The organism is Oribacterium sp. FC2011, assembly GCF_000701645.1.
Lineage (GTDB): Bacteria > Bacillota > Clostridia > Lachnospirales > Lachnospiraceae > Oribacterium.
Genome location: NZ_JNJM01000012.1, coordinates 60,307 through 76,071 on the forward strand (window position 1 = coordinate 60,307; position 15,765 = coordinate 76,071).

Sequence of the window (15,765 nt, forward strand, 5' to 3'; positions counted from 1 at the left end):
TGAATGATTTAGTACTGTACCAATGCATTTACATCAATATATCTTATCCAATCCGTTTCCGTCATGATGCCTTCAGAACTTCCAAGCCAGTTTCCAGCTTCAAATAAGGTGGGCACGTTTGTGGGATCAGATCCGATTTCATTGCTAAATTCTGACTTTCCATCACTTCTCAATTCACAGGCATAATATTTATTATTCTCATCAAAAGCAATATAGTAATCGCGATCTATATAACCATATTGTGATCCATTTTCACGGCGATGATAGACCGGTCCCGGAAATAAACTACTATTTTCTAGTGTATATACGATTTCATAATATGTTTCAGGATAGATCTCTCCGGTAATAAAATTCTTCGAAGCAGGCGAATAGCGAAGCACAGTGATGGTCTTACCATTATTGCTGACAGTTACAGTATCTTCATATTTTTGTACTTTATAACTATGACCATTCTCATCAACATTATAAAGGACACTATTAGAATAGACTTTCTGCTCTCCATCAGAAAGAACCTTTGTTCCTCCTAGTTTCCAAGGGAAAACCTTTACTGGTCTTAAAAAAGGATCAGATTCAGCATATTTAGCACTATATTTATATAGAGGTTCATAATAATACCCTCTACCAATCGAGTACGCATATGACAATCGTCCATTGGCATCCGAATAGAAATAATCTCCTGTTTCAGAATCCGAATAGGCATGATCTTCTACGATAACATTTGTTGTAATATCTGCATTTAAAGTGCCTTTTCCTGTAAGGGTTTTAAAGAAACCGTTAGTCAGTAAATACCCATTTTCATCAAACACATAGGGATCAGCTATGCCATCTCCATCTGAATCAATCCATTTTTTTACTTCTTTGGCATACTCCCCACCATTCATCTTGTATCTAAGACCGTTAGAATCAGTCTCCCATGTACCTGCATAAGTGTTGGTGCATACCGCAGCCATAACCGCCACGGCTGCAACCATTGATAATAATCTCTTCACAATAAAATCTCTCTCAACATTTTATAACATTATTTTTGATATTTGGCACCTATTAAAAACTATTCCAAAATCTTCTTCAAGTCTTTGTCTATCTTCATCAGATAACTCAAAGGTACCTGAACTATCCCGGATTCTCACCATAGTTATAATCACTTCCGAAAGCGAAAGCTCCATCTAAAGTTGATGGGTCTATATAGGTGTATCCATCATTGTTATATGGGTTTGTATAAGCATCAGCAGCTTTTGGCATGACCATGATAGACTGAGCAATAGCTTGTAACACAGAGGCATCTTCTCCTGCATATACATTGCATACACGAGTGTTTAATTCATCAACTGTCATGGACGTATTTCTCCATTGATCACAGATATTAGTATAACAAGTGTAAGCTTCTTCTGTCGAAGAAACATCAATACCCTGTGATTTCAAAGTCTCAAATGCAATATCTTCATAATAATTTCCGAATGCAAAACTACCATCCGTAAAATATCCACTATAATCGCCTACTTCGTCAATGTTTTTGGTGAAACTAACAACATCCTTCCAACTACTTGCCATTGAAATCATTGGCATCGCAGTACAGATTCCTGCTGTCAAAATCACCACTGTTGCAATTCTTAATTTGTTGCTGATCAAATTGATTCTCTTCATTTTTCTACTCCATTTACCTTATTAACATAAAAAACTCATGACCCTGCCTATATTGTTTTATACGAGTATATCCCTCGAAATTATTAATGTCAACGCAGCCAATCGCATTTATGTGGCATATTTTAAGTTTGTAGTAACAGTTCAGCCAGGATGCCTTATTTTCGCAGTGAACAAGGCATTACATTGACCCATATTCCGGTTACCAGCATTTGAGTCATCCTGAATGGCAGGTTATAATGACTTAATTTCAGGTAATCTGGATTTGGGTCATCCTGAATGGCAGGTTACATTGACTCAATTTCAGGTAATCTGGATTTGGGTCATCCTGAATGGCAGGTTACATTGACTTATATTCTGAATTCTTAGTTTTAAGGTCAATCAGTGGTTCCAATAACTCCGGATGGTGGGGAAAAGAGTCGACCACGGTCTTCGCGAACCATTGCCGGCTGAACTGTTACAAACTTTTTCATTCATATTCTCAAGAATTTCTTTTCTGTTCTCTATATATTCTTTTGTATCTTTGATTTTTTGTTCACATTCTTCATTGTTTTGTTTTATATATCGCATTCATGCTGGATTTTATTAATTGCTTCTCTATGTTCATTATTAATAGATTCAAGAGACTTATTGAATTGAGCTTTAGCTGCTTCAATTGATGAAGTGGCATAAGTTTGAGCATTTATAACATCATTCTGAGCCTTTTCAATTATTTTTTTATTCTTATCCTTTAGTTTTATTACATCATATATGAGTCCGATTACTATAATTACTAGGATTATGATTACGTAAATAGCATATAGATTATCCACTATTGAACCTCCTAGTGTGGTTGGTTGATATATCAAGGATAGCAGAAACATTTAAATTTAATCAATTAGCAATGGTGGCTTTACCCACTATAAATGACGAAAGGCCCAAAAAAGCCAATAAAAAAACAAGCGAACTAAATACCATCAGACCGTCCTTCCTAGAAAAATCCCAGAATTCTTTACCGTAAAAGAGAATTATTCAAATACAAACAACACTGAAACGCCACAAAACCGTGTTAATTACCTTTATTTCACCAAATGTATAAGTGCTGAGTCACCAAAATAAACGTATTGAACTCCATATCCCTTTTTCTCAACAATCGTCAAAAAGGTCTGTAAGCTTTCACTATAGTTTATAACCGGTGTCACGTAGTAAAAATTATCCATCTCCAGATATCCCATCTGCTCCAGCTTGCAAGTCATTTCTATTTCATCTGCAGATCGGATCCACATTCCTGCTGTCTCAATATTTTTGTTAAAACTATCTTCATAAACTTCATTGTGACGAAGGTAGAAATTAAACATTGCATCATCCCATTGATGTAAAAGTGTTTTTGATTCATATGCTCCATCAGCATACCAGAACGATACTGCCTCCCTGACATCATCCTTTTTCCAATTAGTAACATCAATCATGATAATTTCTGTCAAGCAAAAAATCATAAATCCAATAATACATATTTTCATTATAATCCCAGGATAAAAATTTATAGAAACTATATATGTCATAAACTGTCTGATTCCAAGAATGAGTGCAACCAGAACTGCAGGGATAAAAAACAGAGCATATCTCCCACCCAGATTGTTACATCCATAGCTATCTGCCCAAGAATTGTATCCGTAAAATGAGCAGGCTACAGCAATAAAATACATTATCCATGTAATGTTCAATACCCAAATAAGCTTTAACAAAACGCCTTTGGTTTTTATGCTCATGATAATGGTAATTATGGCAGCAACCATCGATGCCCCTAGAAACAACAGCCCCATTGACTCATATGTGTGGATTTTAAAAAACGTTGATAAACATACAATCATACCTTTTATAAAATCCACAAAAACATTAACCGTAAAATATGGCACATGTGAAACTGATATGCTTTCTTGCAATGTCATTTGAGGTATAAGAAAAAACGTGAGCAAAGGAAGGGCAGCCACAACTCCCGTGATCATGGTTCCGGCTATATATACTTTTATTAAAGATTTTTCTTTTGCATTGACAATGTGAAAAAGCAAAACAATATACATAGCCACTATTAGAAATACAACTCCGTATTGACTGTATACCGAAAGACTTGCAAATACAAAAAAACTAGAAATTGCCATGACATTAGGCTTTAGTAAAGTGCTAATAAAGAAAAAGGTTGTCCATGAAGCAAAAGCAAGCATCAAATTATATTCCGCGCATTCAAGTCCGTAATATGCCACAGAAGATGTAAATATGTATGCCAGAGCACCGATGTTGGGATAAATGTCATCATCAGATACTTCTTCTACAGCCTTAAAGATGCCTATTGATCCAATTAATGTAGTCAGGATACCGGCCAATCTGAACCCAAACTCTGAGTCAAATATATTAAGCCAGAAAAACATCAGGAAATTATACAGCGGTGGCTGATATGTACTGCATATTCGTTCATACATATTTAATTCATCCCCTGTGCTTCCCGGCACTTTACCGGTCATGTATTTTGAGAAAAAATATTCAACCGATTCATCATACCATAGTCCACTCCTTGTTGCACCAAACACGTATACAATCGTACCTAATATCAGGATCACGATGAGGTATAAATATTTCTTTTCCATCTTTATGTTCATTTGATATCCCTTTAAAATCTATAACAATGATCAGATTCCAGAACTGCTCTTCTTGAAAATAATCAGTCTGCTGGCAATATAATTCAATATAATAACCAAAATGTTGGTCGAAAGCTTAACAAGTACATCCTTCAATGCAAAAACTTGAACAAAAATAAACATGCATATCCAGTCAACAGCACCGGTCGCTATACGACATCCAAAAAAAGAGATGACTTCCCTAAGCACCATTTTTAAGGTCTTTGACTCACTATGAAATACCCATTTTCGATTAGTAAAATAGGCAAATAAAACCGCCAAAATCCATGCAATTGTTGTACTTACCATTGTATTTAATATAAACACATGTGCACACACCCAATACGTAGCGGTATTAACAAGAGTTGTGCAAACGCCAAAAAACAAATATGGAATTACATCCTTGTATTGCACTATTAGCTTTTTAAAATTTCTCAATTATCTCATCCCTCTCTTAAATTCGCTGAAATCACCCAAAGCATTCCACCCAATTTTAACTATTTTAGGAATGTTTAGTGAGTTTTTACCGCCTTGCCGAGGTTTAAAGGTTATTTCCTTAAATGCTATTTTTTCTTTATAGAATGAAAAAAAAGTTGTAATCATTATATTGGGCAAATTGTAGTTATCTGAAAATCTGTCCATATATTTATCCAAAACGCTTGCTTTCATCAAACGAAAAGGAGCATTTGCATCAGGAATATTGACCCCAAAATATAATTTCAAGCACAAACATACAACTTTCTCTACAAAAGCTCTATCATTTCCATCCCCTCTTACGGTTCTATTACCAAAGAGTCCTGCATATTGCTCCCTCAAATTCCAGAAATCATCAAATTCCATGGGATTTGTCTGCCCATCTGAATCGGTCTGGAATATATAGTCTGCACCGTTTTCTATGGCGTACCTATAAAGGGCTAATACCTTGGGTCCATGGAACTGATTATCATTTTTAAGAATCTCCAATTTAGGGTACTTACTATTTTTCAGGTCCTCCAAAATTTTATGAGTATTGTCATTGCTCCCAAAATCCGCTATGACTATTCTGGAATATTCACTTTTTCCATCCAATACCTGATACCAGTCCGTCACGACCTGCTCAATATTGTCTTCTTCATTATAAGCCGGCATCACCACATACAAAGAATCCATCTATCTCCCTCCCAAAAAAGAAAAAGGGCGCAGAAAAAGCGCCCTTCAAAAGCATAAAATGAAGCGTTCTACTCACTTATGTTATTGCAATTACATTCTTTACGCCAAACAATTTCCAAAAAATATATAAAACACTTCAATAAGTTTATCGAAAAGTACGAAATTTTCAACAGTTTAACGTGATGTTTGCCGGATATTTCTTTTTTATTGAAAAAACGGACGCTGATCTCGGATTATCCGCTTCTGTCAGTTCTCAGAAATAATATCAATAAAAATATATTATGAATATTCGGATCTTTGACACCCCAAACCCTCAGAAGGCGCACCACGCCTTATTTTTGTCAATTTTTAAATATTCATAATGCGTAATAGCGTAATTTGATGAATAATCAAAGCAGTATTCTTTTATACTGGAGATATTAAAGATTTATTAAAAAAACATCCTTCACTAACGATGGAGAAATAGCAGAAAAAAGTCCTATGAAATCGATGATGATGTGATTTCAGAAGAAGAAAAATACGACGGGTTCTACGTTGTTTTCACAAATCTCGAAGATGATGCTTCAGAAATCGCAAAGATTAATCACGACCGCTGGGAAATCGAAGAATCGTTTCGAATTATGAAAACAGAATTCAAATCAAGACCTGTATATCTGCAGAGGGACGATCATATAAAAGCACATTTTTTAACTTGCTTTATTTCACTTTTGATATATCGAATCTTAGAGAAAAAGCTTGATGATAAATATACTTGTGAAACACTGATTAATACGTTAAGCAGCATGAATATGATTGACATTCATGAAGAATATATTCCTGCCTATACCAGAACAAAGATAACCGATGCCCTACACGAAAATGCAGGATTCAGAACTGATTATGAAATCATAAGAAAACGAGAAATGCGAGACATCTGTCGAAGATCCAAAGAATGATCATAAACGCCCCTTTCGCGTCGGGGCGGAACCGTGAAAGTTAATTATTATCGAAACGTCAAAAGGGGTGGGTGAAAGGGGCAAGAACAGCCATGAACAACTAATTATTACGCACTTCGCGAAAATTAACAAAAGTCTCAGGAATGGCTTATAGAGCCAATCCTGAGACTTAATAGACACTTGTACTGTCAAAGACAGGGATATTAACATCTTTCGTCAGAGCAGTCAAATGCCCTCCTTCACAATGAAGAAAGCCATTAATTTAATTCAACGGAATATTTCACCTAACATCCCATTGAGCAGATACCGGGTTAATAAAATAATAAAAATCAGGAAGTAAATTAAATGTGCTCCATATCTCATCACCAGATAGAGATTGTTCGTATATCCAAACATCACCATCGTCATCGTCTTTTGCTTGTAGAAGGCCCTTCCATGAATAATCATGTCCTCCTAAACTAAAACTAATTTTATTCTGGAATGTAGTACCATAAAATGCTGCATGCATATTACCTCCGGACCACCCTGTTCCAAGCTTTACACCATACTTTATCTCTGGTTCACAGACAATATTAGTCGCACCTGAGTTTTGCAAAACTTGAGCTATTTCGTTCATACTATATTCTCTATTTTCAAATCCGGAAAATAGCTCTAAACCATAATGTGTTTCTGGCATACTACTGTATTTCCATTCACCATCAACCTTTACACCTATAACTGAATCATATTGACTTTTTTTGAAATCAGGATTTACAGTAATAACTTGATTTGTCGACACAACACTATTAGCTCTTGCAGTATCAAAAGTCATTATCTGCTTAACGCCATTAAAAATCCATGCGCCACGATCATCTACTGTGAGTCCATCTGGTGTTATTCCTGATCTAACGACAACTCCATCTTTGAAATAAATACGTTTCTTAACCCACTCAGTATCATCACTCTCCCATCTCCAGCCATCTGCAAAAGATGCCATCGACATTAATAAAATAAAAGAGACAGTTAATAGAATTGATAAGCTTTTTTTAAACAACTTCTTGTTTCCTCCTACTTTACATCCTCATACATCATCCTTTACAACAAGTAAGTAAAGTTCACGCTCGTTTTAAGAATTGTCTGTGTGCACACAAGTATTGACAGCGGCAGTCTTCAGCAACTAATCCATTTATAAATCACTGGTATTCTTAACTTAATGCCAGTGATATTTGCCACCTATTAAAAATCTCTTCCAAAAAGTTCTCTTAAAGCCGCCTTTTCTTCTTCTGATGGCTGCCAATTAGCAGGCATATAAAAATTTTCCCCATAGATTGTCTTTTCCCCTGTTGTAGCATCATTAAACTCATAGCATTTACCATCAGCACCATAAGAATATCCATTATAAGTTTCATTAGCTCTCATACGGCCAGTCTCATCAAAGCCATACATATAGCTATCTATCCACTGTTCTCCTGTTGCAAAAGTTCCGTCATCCTGATAGTAGTACCAATTATCTCCAAACTGAACCCACTGTCCCGCATATACGCTCATGCTTGCTACACCGATTGCGGCAGTTGTCATCGCTACTGCTGCTGCAATTTTCACCTTACTGCGAATTGAATTAAAAATTTTCATACTATACTCCTTGATTACATGTATTTTTCCTTTTTTTCATTCTATCCCCCCCGCCATTAAATTTCAATTATAATTTCAAAATTGATATCTGCTTTTTAACATAGTTTTATTTATGTCTCTATTTGTTTCTTTCCAAAAACATATATTGGCATACCTTTGGGTCAAAAATTAACGGCAAATTGAACTAAACCCTCAAAATATTGCCTTAATTCAGGACCTAAAAAAGTGGCACATTATATAGGTATTATCGACTGATATTCACAAGTTGTTTCGGATCTTTGATACCACAAACCCTCAGAAGGCGCACCACGCCTTAATTTTTGTCAAATTTTAAATATTTGTAATGCGTAATTGCGTAATTTCCGATATAATTATATTAGATTCATTCTGTTGTTGGAGAATTCGATATGCGTATTACTAAATCCGGGAAAAAATACTACATAATTCGTTCCATAAAGCGTGATGGAAAACGTTCTTCAGAAGTTGTGGAGCGTCTTGGGACTGATGAAGAAATCATGGCTCTGCATAATTGCACAGACCCACGTGCATGGGTAGATCAACGTTTAAAAGAGCTTAATGAAGAAGAGAAAAAATCAATCACAAAAGTTTTGGTTCCTTTTGAATCTAAAACTCTTATTCCAATGGGTGAGAAAAAATCATTCAACGTGGGATACCTTTTTTTACAACAGATCTACTACGATCTTTATCTGCCAAATATCTGTGAACAGATCTCCAGAAGACGCGGATTCCAATACGACCTGAACAGCATTCTTTCAAGACTGATCTACGGGCGTATTCTTTTCCCATCTTCAAAACTCTCATGCTATGAACAGTCGGGAAGTTTATTAGAGAAGCCTGAGTTTGAAGCACACCAGATTTACCGTGCATTATCTGTTATTGCTGATGAGTCTGATTACATTCAAAGTAAGCTTTATGAGTACAGCAAAAAAGTTTTAAAAAGGCAGACTGGAATACTGTACTATGACTGCACAAATTTCTTTTTTGAAATCGAAGAAGAAAGCGGTATGAAAAAATACGGCAAGAGCAAGGAACATCGTCCAAATCCGATTGTTCAAATGGGACTGTTCATGGACAAAACCGGAATACCTCTCGCATTCTGCATTAATGATGGAAACAAAAATGAGCAGACTTCTCTCATACCTATGGAAAAGCAGCTATTTAAAGATTTCGCACTTTCAAAGTTTGTGGTCTGCACGGATGCCGGTCTATCTTCGGAGACAAACCGGATGTTCAACAACTTTGGCGGGCGATGCTTCATTACAATGCAGTCAATAAAAAAGCTCAACAAAGAACTTAAAGACTGGTGTCTGGATCCCACGGGATGGAGACTGAAAGGTTTCAAAGAGAAGTTTGATATAAGAGAAATAGAAGAAAACGAGGATACACTTAATCTTATTTTTTATAAAGAAAAATGGGTTGAAGGATACGATGATGAACGAAGAGTTGAATTCAATCAGAATCTTGTGGTTACATACTCTATCAAATACCGGAACTATCTCCGCAAGATAAGAAAAAATCAGATCGATCATGCAATTCGCGCCATCAATAACAGCGACAAGATTGAGAAGCGAAATCAAAACGACTATCGCAGATTCATCAAAAAAACTGCCTTTACCAATGACGGTGAAATTGCAGAGAAAAAGAGTTATGACATCGATGATGATGTGATTTCAGAAGAAGAAAAGTATGACGGTTTTTATGCTGTTTATACAAACCTCGAAGATGATGCATCTGAGATCGCGAGAATAAATCATGACCGATGGGAAATTAAAGAATCTTTCCGAATAATGAAAACAGAATTCAAGGCAAGACCTGTGTATCTGCAACGTGACGAGCGAATCAAAGCACACTTCTTAACATGTTTCATTTCACTTCTTATCTATCGAATCCTGGAGAAAAAACTGGACGATAAATATACCTATGAAACTCTGATTAATACATTAAGCAGCATGAACATGGTCGATATTCATGAAGGATACATCCCAGCATATACAAGGTGTGAAGTAACAGATGCCTTACATGCAAATGCAGGATTCCGAACCGATTATGAGATCATCAGAAAACGAGAAATGCGGGGTATCTGCCGAAGATCCAAAGAATAATCATCGAAGACCCTTTCGCGTTGGGGCGGGCCGTAAAAGTTGACTATTGCCAAAACGCGTCAAGGGGTGGGCGAAAGGGGCAAAGATGATTTAGGAAAACAGAAAATTACGCACTTCGCGAAAATCAAGAAAAGTCTTGGAACTGGCTCGTAGAGCCAATCCCAAGACTTAATAGACACTTGTACTGTCAAAGACAGGATTTTACCCCATAGAGAGGATTGCCTCAATAATCAATATATTATGGGTGAATTTCTTTCAGTTATATTCCTTCAGAAGCTCCATCAGCCGTTTCATGGCTTCGCTGCACCTTTCCTCATCATGTATGGCGTATACGAGGTAATAGTAAATAGGCGGTTCCAATGACACAACATGGCAATCCCTGCCATAGTCTGAAAGAGCATGCTCCGGAAGAAGGGCAATGCCGGCTCCGGAGGCAACCATATTGGCCATGGCTCTGAAAAGATTGATGCGGCAGATCACATCCGGACTGCAATTATGTTGACTAAGAGCCGCAGATACTATGTGCTGAACCGCGGTGAACTCCTGCTGCAGAATAAAACGTTCCCCATCCAGAGCCTCTAAAGAAACCGGTCCCGGATACTTTTTCTTTAGAACTGGTGGCGTGATCAGTTTCAATTCTTCTCTGTAGATCTTTGTATATTTTAATGAGCCACCACTTAAGCCCTGTACCACAAGAATCGCCATATCAACATTATCCTTTAAAAGCAGTTCTCTGGCGCGATCTGTATCTGCTTCAGTGATATCGATCTGAATGTGTGGGAATTCTTCCAGAAATGTCGATAGCACCCGGGATATCATGAGGGATCCGGTCTGACGGCTTAGAGCAATACGGATTTTATGTGATGTTCGCCTCAGATGTGTATCAAGCTCAGTTCGAAATCCCCTGTCTATTTTTTTGGCAGCTTCAGCTATGGTTACATATCTACGTCCTTCATCTGTAAACTCACAGTGTCCACGATGATGGCTAAACAGTTTCTTCCCAAGATTCCTTTCCAAAGAGTTCAGATACTGCGTAAGTGCCGGCTGGGAGATATACAGATTTTCTGCCGCACGGGTTATACTTTCGGTTTCATATATTTCGTAAACATAGGAAAATGCCCGGAAGTTCAATGCCTCCTCTGCCACTTTCTCATCCCCCACAAACTGAGACAGTTCACTTTTTATATGGACAAGTTTTGCTCCATATCGAAGATAAAGCTTTCCCGTAAAAGTAAGCTCACGATTTTTCCTGTCAAATAACGTGCATTCCAGTGCAGCTTCTTCCGCCATAAGGCGACGGCTGAGAGTTGACTGAATGCATCCACGCTCATCTGCCGCTGAGGTAAAGGTTTTATATTCTTTTAATGCGGATAGATCTAAAAAAACCTGATAATTCATTCCGGTGTTTTTCCCATCAATGTTGATGCATTATTCAAAGATATCAATGCACAAAACTTATATATATTATGTCTGGATTTTATTAGACTCAGAAAAAGCTGTCAAGCTATACTGAGCTCATAAGTTGAATGTTATCAAAGCTGGTTAGAGCAAATTATCTCTGTATTTCTATGCCAGAAATATAACCCTTAATATGCGTATATTAGATATATCTGCTTAGCTTACTTTAATTTCAAGGAGGTAACACATGGCCACATATGACAAAGATTTTGAATTTAAGGACCCCAAATACCGCAGCGCTACGTTAACAAACGGAATCGCCCGTTCCGGACAGCGTGCTCTTCTTTATGCCAACGGCATGGACGAGGAAGACATGAAGAAGCCTTTTGTAGCAGTTATCGGTTCTTTTTCCGAGATGGTTCCGGGACACCGTCATCTTCAGGAACTTGCCGAGTACGTAAAGATGGGTGTTATCGAGGCAGGCGGTGTGCCTGTTCGTTCAGAAACCATCTGTATCTGTGACGGATTATGTCAGGGCCATATGGGCATGAGATATCCTCTCGCAAGCCGCGAGCTCATCGCCGATTCCGTAGAAATGGTGGTTGAGGCCCATCACTTCGACGCCATGGTTCTCCTTGCAGGCTGTGACAAGATCCTTCCTGGTATGATCATGGCAGCTGCCAGACTGAACATTCCTACCGTCATCGTTCCGGGTGGTCCAATGCTTCCGGGCTACGTTGATGGCAATCCTCTTTTCTGTTCTTCCGAGCTTCGTGAATTCCCGGGCCGTGTTGAGGCCGGTGTGGTAACTCCCGAACATATGAAGGAGGTTGAAAAGCTGACATTACCGACAGTTGGCTCCTGTGCGCACCTTGGAACCGCAAATTCTATGTGCATGCTTTCAGAGGTTCTGGGACTTGCACTTCCCGGCGCCGGAACAGCTCCCGCAGTTTCAAACAAACGTAAGCGTATCGCCAAAGCCTCAGGCCGCGAGGTCATGAAGATGCTGAAGGAAGGCATTACCCCGAGAAAGATACTGACAAGAGAAACTCTTCTAAATGGTATCACCGGTGCCATGGCAACAGGTTCTTCAACAAACCTGGTTCTCCACCTTATGGCTATAGCTAATGAAGCAGGCGTTAAGCTTGAACTTTCGGATTTCGACAGAATAAGCCGTGAGGTTCCGTTTATCTGTAACCTTCAGCCATCAGGAAAGTATCCTATCGCATCTCTTGATAATGATGGCGGTATCACAGCGGTTCTTAAGACTGTTGAGAGCAAACTCAATTTAAATTCGCTGACACTTACAGGTGAAACCATCGGCGAGCGAATCAAAGACGTTGTGGTTCAGCACGGAGACGTTATAAAGACCATGGAAAATCCTCAGAAGCCTGAAGGCGGTATCGCTATTCTGAGAGGTAACCTTGCACCTAACGGCGCCGTCATAAAGCAGTCCGGCGTTAAGGAATCCATGTATTACTTCAAGGGAACCGCAAGAGTTTTCAACTCCATGGAGGAAACAGACGCTGCCATCTCCGCAGGGGAGATCAAGAAAGGAACTGTCCTTGTCATCCGCTATGAGGGTCCCAAGGGAGGCCCCGGCATGAGGGAAATGCTTTCAACCACCTCTCTCATCATGGGACGCGGAATGGATGAAGACGTTGCTCTCGTTACAGATGGACGTTTCTCAGGAGCCACTCACGGACCATGCATCGGTCATGTATCACCTGAAGCAGCCGACGGCGGTCCTATCGCCTTTGTTCAGGACGGTGACGAGATCACCATCGATATACATAACCGTAAGCTGGAGATCAATGTAAGCACCGAAGAATTTGAAAGAAGGAAAGAAGGCTGGAAACCACTGGTTAAGCCTCGTCTTAAGGCTCTTGCAAAATACGCAACCCTTGTTACCAGTGCTGATACCGGTGCTATTGTTGATGAAAGCAAGCTGATACAGTAAATAAAAGATTGTTCCATCAATCCAATTCTTGGAGTAAAATATACCCATCGGGGACGGTTCTCAACCGCGAGAATCGTCCCCGATGGATTTTTTGTAATAGGGGACATTTATGAAAACAGTTGTAGCAAAGTTCGGCGGTACATCTCTGGCTGACGCCGGCCAGTTCCAAAAAATAAAGGATATCATCGAAAAAGATCCTTCACGAAGGTTTATCGTGGCATCCGCACCGGGTAAAAGATTTCCGGAAGACATAAAGGTTACAGACATGCTTCTGAGATGCTATCAGAATGCAAAAAACGGTGAGGATTATGAACAGGATCTTACTGAAATAAAGAAACGCTTTCAGGAAATCATGGAAACTTTGAACATTGACTTCCCAATCGATAAAGAAATAGAAATTATCAGAAAACATCTCAGTGAAAACCCTGACGATCAGTATATGGCCAGCCGCGGCGAATATCTCAACTCTCAGATTCTCGCTTCATACCTCGGATTTACCTTTGTTGATCCGGCGTGGTGCGTCTGTTTCAATGAAGACGGTACCCTGGACAATGTCATGACTAAACGTGCCATGAGCGCTGCTCTCCGCCCCCTCAAAAACGCTGTTGTGGCAGGTTTTTACGGTGCCGATGCAGAAGGCAGGATCCATACATTTTCCAGAGGCGGCTCCGATGTAACAGGAAGCCTTGTGGCAAGTGCCATTGAAGCAGATCTCTACGAGAACTGGACCGATGTTTCCGGTCTCCTGGCTGCAGACCCCCGTATAGTGGATTCTCCAAAATCTGTTGAATATCTCAGCTATCGTGAGCTTCGTACCCTTTCCTATATGGGTGCCTCCGTACTTCACACAGATGCTGTTTTACCTGCATCGAATTTGGGCATTCCTATCAATATAAGAAACACCAACCGTCCCGAAGACCCGGGAACCACTATTGTGCGAAAACTTCCGGAAGGTAAAGTAAAGTATCCTGTAGTCGGTGTCGCAGGTCGTATCGGTATGTCTGTGATTCAGGTTGAAAAGGTCATGGTCAGTGATGGATCAGGATTCAGCGCTGTCATGCTTGACATCCTTAAGGAACGTAATCTTCCCTTCGAGCAATGTCTCACAGGAATTGACACCATCACCCTTGTTATCAGAAGTGATCTATTAAACCCCTGCAAAGATGAGCTCCTGGAGGAAATAAAGGCAAAGCTTAGCCCCGACTACCTTGGCATCAAGGAAAACCTCAGCATGATAGCTGTTGTTGGTGAGCGCGGCACCGAGTCCAGCGATGCCAATGTTAAAGTCCTGCACGCTCTCGACGAAGCCGGCATCGAGATCAGCACCATAAATCAGGGAGCCGGCAAACTTAATCTCCTGATAGGTGTACCGGAGGAACGTTATAAAGACGCCATCCGAGCCGTCTATTCTTCCATCGACAGCTCACTGAACGAAGCTTGATAACCCGAACAAAAATGAGGCTTCATGCCAACGTACCACTGAATTTTCAAGTACATTACATTAAAAGAGTCCGTCAGAGATTTACACTTCCGTGTTCATCCCTGACGGACTTTTTTCTTCATGTTCTTTCAATCAGCAAGCCTGGCTGGCATTGAAGCCTCTTTTTATGTGTTTCAAGAGACTCAATGTTTTTTCTTTCTCTTCTTTTTCTTACTGTTCTCCGAAATATCTTCTCCGTTGCCGGATTCAAGTTCAGCTTCCTTTACAGTTTCCTCAGCAGCTTCTTCTGTCTCGGGGACATCTTCAGCCTGCTTCTCTGGAGCTTCCTGAGTAACTTCTTCGGCAGCATCACTCTCTTCGGATTCAGAATCAGTCTCTTTTTTTTTTCGGATTCTGAAGCCTTCTCATCTTCCACAGAATAGAACTCAATCTCAACATCCTCATCATCCACAAGATCTTCGTCATCGATATCATCGAGGTCGTCATCTTCTGAAGTCTGGAAACCGAGCTTTTCGTTCAAAGCTTCCTTCACAGTTCTGTAAGCATCCTTACCTGCATCAATGGCAAGATTCTTGGTATCAACCGCAAGATTCTTGGCTGCATAACCGAGATCCTTAGCTGCCGCCTTGAATTCTTCCTTACCCTGATTGTTCTTTAAAGTTGTATAAGACCTCTTTGCAGAATTCTTAACCTCATTTGCTGACTCAAGCACATCTGTAAAATCCTGATCAACTTCCTCAGAAAACTTCTGATACTTGTAGAGATAAGAAACAACTGCCGCAACGCCGCCGGCCAAAGCCGCAAATCCGATAAGTCCACCTAACCCTTTTTTCTTCTTAGACATATTTATATCCTCCAT

The 15,765-nt window shown here is 39.4% G+C and carries 13 protein-coding genes and 1 pseudogene; 4 read left to right on the forward strand and 10 right to left on the reverse strand.

The genetic code is table 11. The features are described from left to right. Nucleotides 1–8: 8 nt before the first annotated feature. The 6 genes from T357_RS0110990 to T357_RS0111015 all read right to left on the reverse strand — a co-directional run bounded on the left by T357_RS0110990 (nucleotide 9) and on the right by T357_RS0111015 (nucleotide 5,438). The gene (locus T357_RS0110990) at nucleotides 9–989 is read right to left on the reverse strand and encodes a hypothetical protein (RefSeq protein ID WP_155991388.1); all 981 of its coding nucleotides are present in this window, start codon (nucleotides 987–989) and stop codon (nucleotides 9–11) included. Nucleotides 990–1,110: 121 nt separating this feature from the next. Then, entirely contained in the window at nucleotides 1,111–1,641 is a 531-nt protein-coding gene (locus tag T357_RS0110995) for a hypothetical protein (protein WP_031552355.1), read from the reverse strand. A 554-nt stretch (nucleotides 1,642–2,195) separates the two neighbouring features. Further along, complete coding sequence (locus T357_RS0111000) at nucleotides 2,196–2,450, reverse strand: hypothetical protein (RefSeq protein ID WP_031552357.1); 255 nt, start codon at nucleotides 2,448–2,450, stop codon at nucleotides 2,196–2,198. A 246-nt stretch (nucleotides 2,451–2,696) separates the two neighbouring features. Then, nucleotides 2,697–4,271, reverse strand: a complete 1,575-nt coding sequence (locus T357_RS0111005; RefSeq protein ID WP_031552360.1) for a glycosyltransferase family 39 protein — start codon at nucleotides 4,269–4,271, stop codon at nucleotides 2,697–2,699. A 30-nt stretch (nucleotides 4,272–4,301) separates the two neighbouring features. Further along, nucleotides 4,302–4,703 carry a GtrA family protein gene (locus tag T357_RS22200; RefSeq protein WP_255342823.1) on the reverse strand — a complete coding sequence of 134 codons (402 nt, stop codon included), beginning with the start codon at nucleotides 4,701–4,703 and terminating at the stop codon, nucleotides 4,302–4,304. Nucleotides 4,704–4,727: 24 nt separating this feature from the next. Further along, nucleotides 4,728–5,438, reverse strand: coding sequence for a glycosyltransferase family 2 protein (locus T357_RS0111015; RefSeq protein WP_031552367.1), 711 nt, complete (start codon nucleotides 5,436–5,438; stop codon nucleotides 4,728–4,730). Between the two features lie 423 nt (nucleotides 5,439–5,861). On the opposite strand from T357_RS0111015, the pseudogene T357_RS0111020 reads away from it, so the two are divergent. Further along, nucleotides 5,862–6,373: pseudogene (locus tag T357_RS0111020) on the forward strand (IS1634 family transposase); the annotation flags it as partial. Nucleotides 6,374–6,653: 280 nt separating this feature from the next. On the opposite strand, the gene T357_RS0111025 reads toward T357_RS0111020, so the two are convergent. After that, entirely contained in the window at nucleotides 6,654–7,406 is a 753-nt protein-coding gene (locus T357_RS0111025) for a hypothetical protein (protein WP_031552373.1), read from the reverse strand. 182 nt (nucleotides 7,407–7,588) lie between these two features. Then, nucleotides 7,589–7,984: a hypothetical protein gene (locus T357_RS20310; protein ID WP_031552376.1), complete on the reverse strand. Its 396-nt coding sequence runs from the start codon at nucleotides 7,982–7,984 to the stop codon at nucleotides 7,589–7,591. 407 nt (nucleotides 7,985–8,391) lie between these two features. On the opposite strand from T357_RS20310, the gene T357_RS0111035 reads away from it, so the two are divergent. After that, the gene (locus T357_RS0111035) at nucleotides 8,392–10,107 is read left to right on the forward strand and encodes an IS1634 family transposase (protein ID WP_031552379.1); all 1,716 of its coding nucleotides are present in this window, start codon (nucleotides 8,392–8,394) and stop codon (nucleotides 10,105–10,107) included. Nucleotides 10,108–10,362: 255 nt separating this feature from the next. Here the strand turns inward: T357_RS0111035 and T357_RS0111040 are convergent, their stop codons facing one another. Beyond that, nucleotides 10,363–11,505 carry a LysR family transcriptional regulator gene (locus T357_RS0111040; RefSeq protein WP_031552381.1) on the reverse strand — a complete coding sequence of 381 codons (1,143 nt, stop codon included), beginning with the start codon at nucleotides 11,503–11,505 and terminating at the stop codon, nucleotides 10,363–10,365. Between the two features lie 247 nt (nucleotides 11,506–11,752). On the opposite strand from T357_RS0111040, the gene ilvD reads away from it, so the two are divergent. Further along, a complete protein-coding gene (ilvD, locus tag T357_RS0111045; protein WP_031552384.1) occupies nucleotides 11,753–13,465 on the forward strand; it encodes a dihydroxy-acid dehydratase in 1,713 nt (570 codons plus the stop codon). Nucleotides 13,466–13,574: 109 nt separating this feature from the next. Then, a complete protein-coding gene (locus T357_RS0111050) occupies nucleotides 13,575–14,906 on the forward strand; it encodes an aspartate kinase (protein ID WP_031552387.1) in 1,332 nt (443 codons plus the stop codon). A 262-nt stretch (nucleotides 14,907–15,168) separates the two neighbouring features. Here T357_RS0111050 and T357_RS19250 read toward each other — a convergent pair whose 3' ends face one another. Further along, entirely contained in the window at nucleotides 15,169–15,750 is a 582-nt protein-coding gene (locus T357_RS19250; protein ID WP_090816737.1) for a hypothetical protein, read from the reverse strand. Between the last annotated feature and the right edge of the window lie 15 nt (nucleotides 15,751–15,765).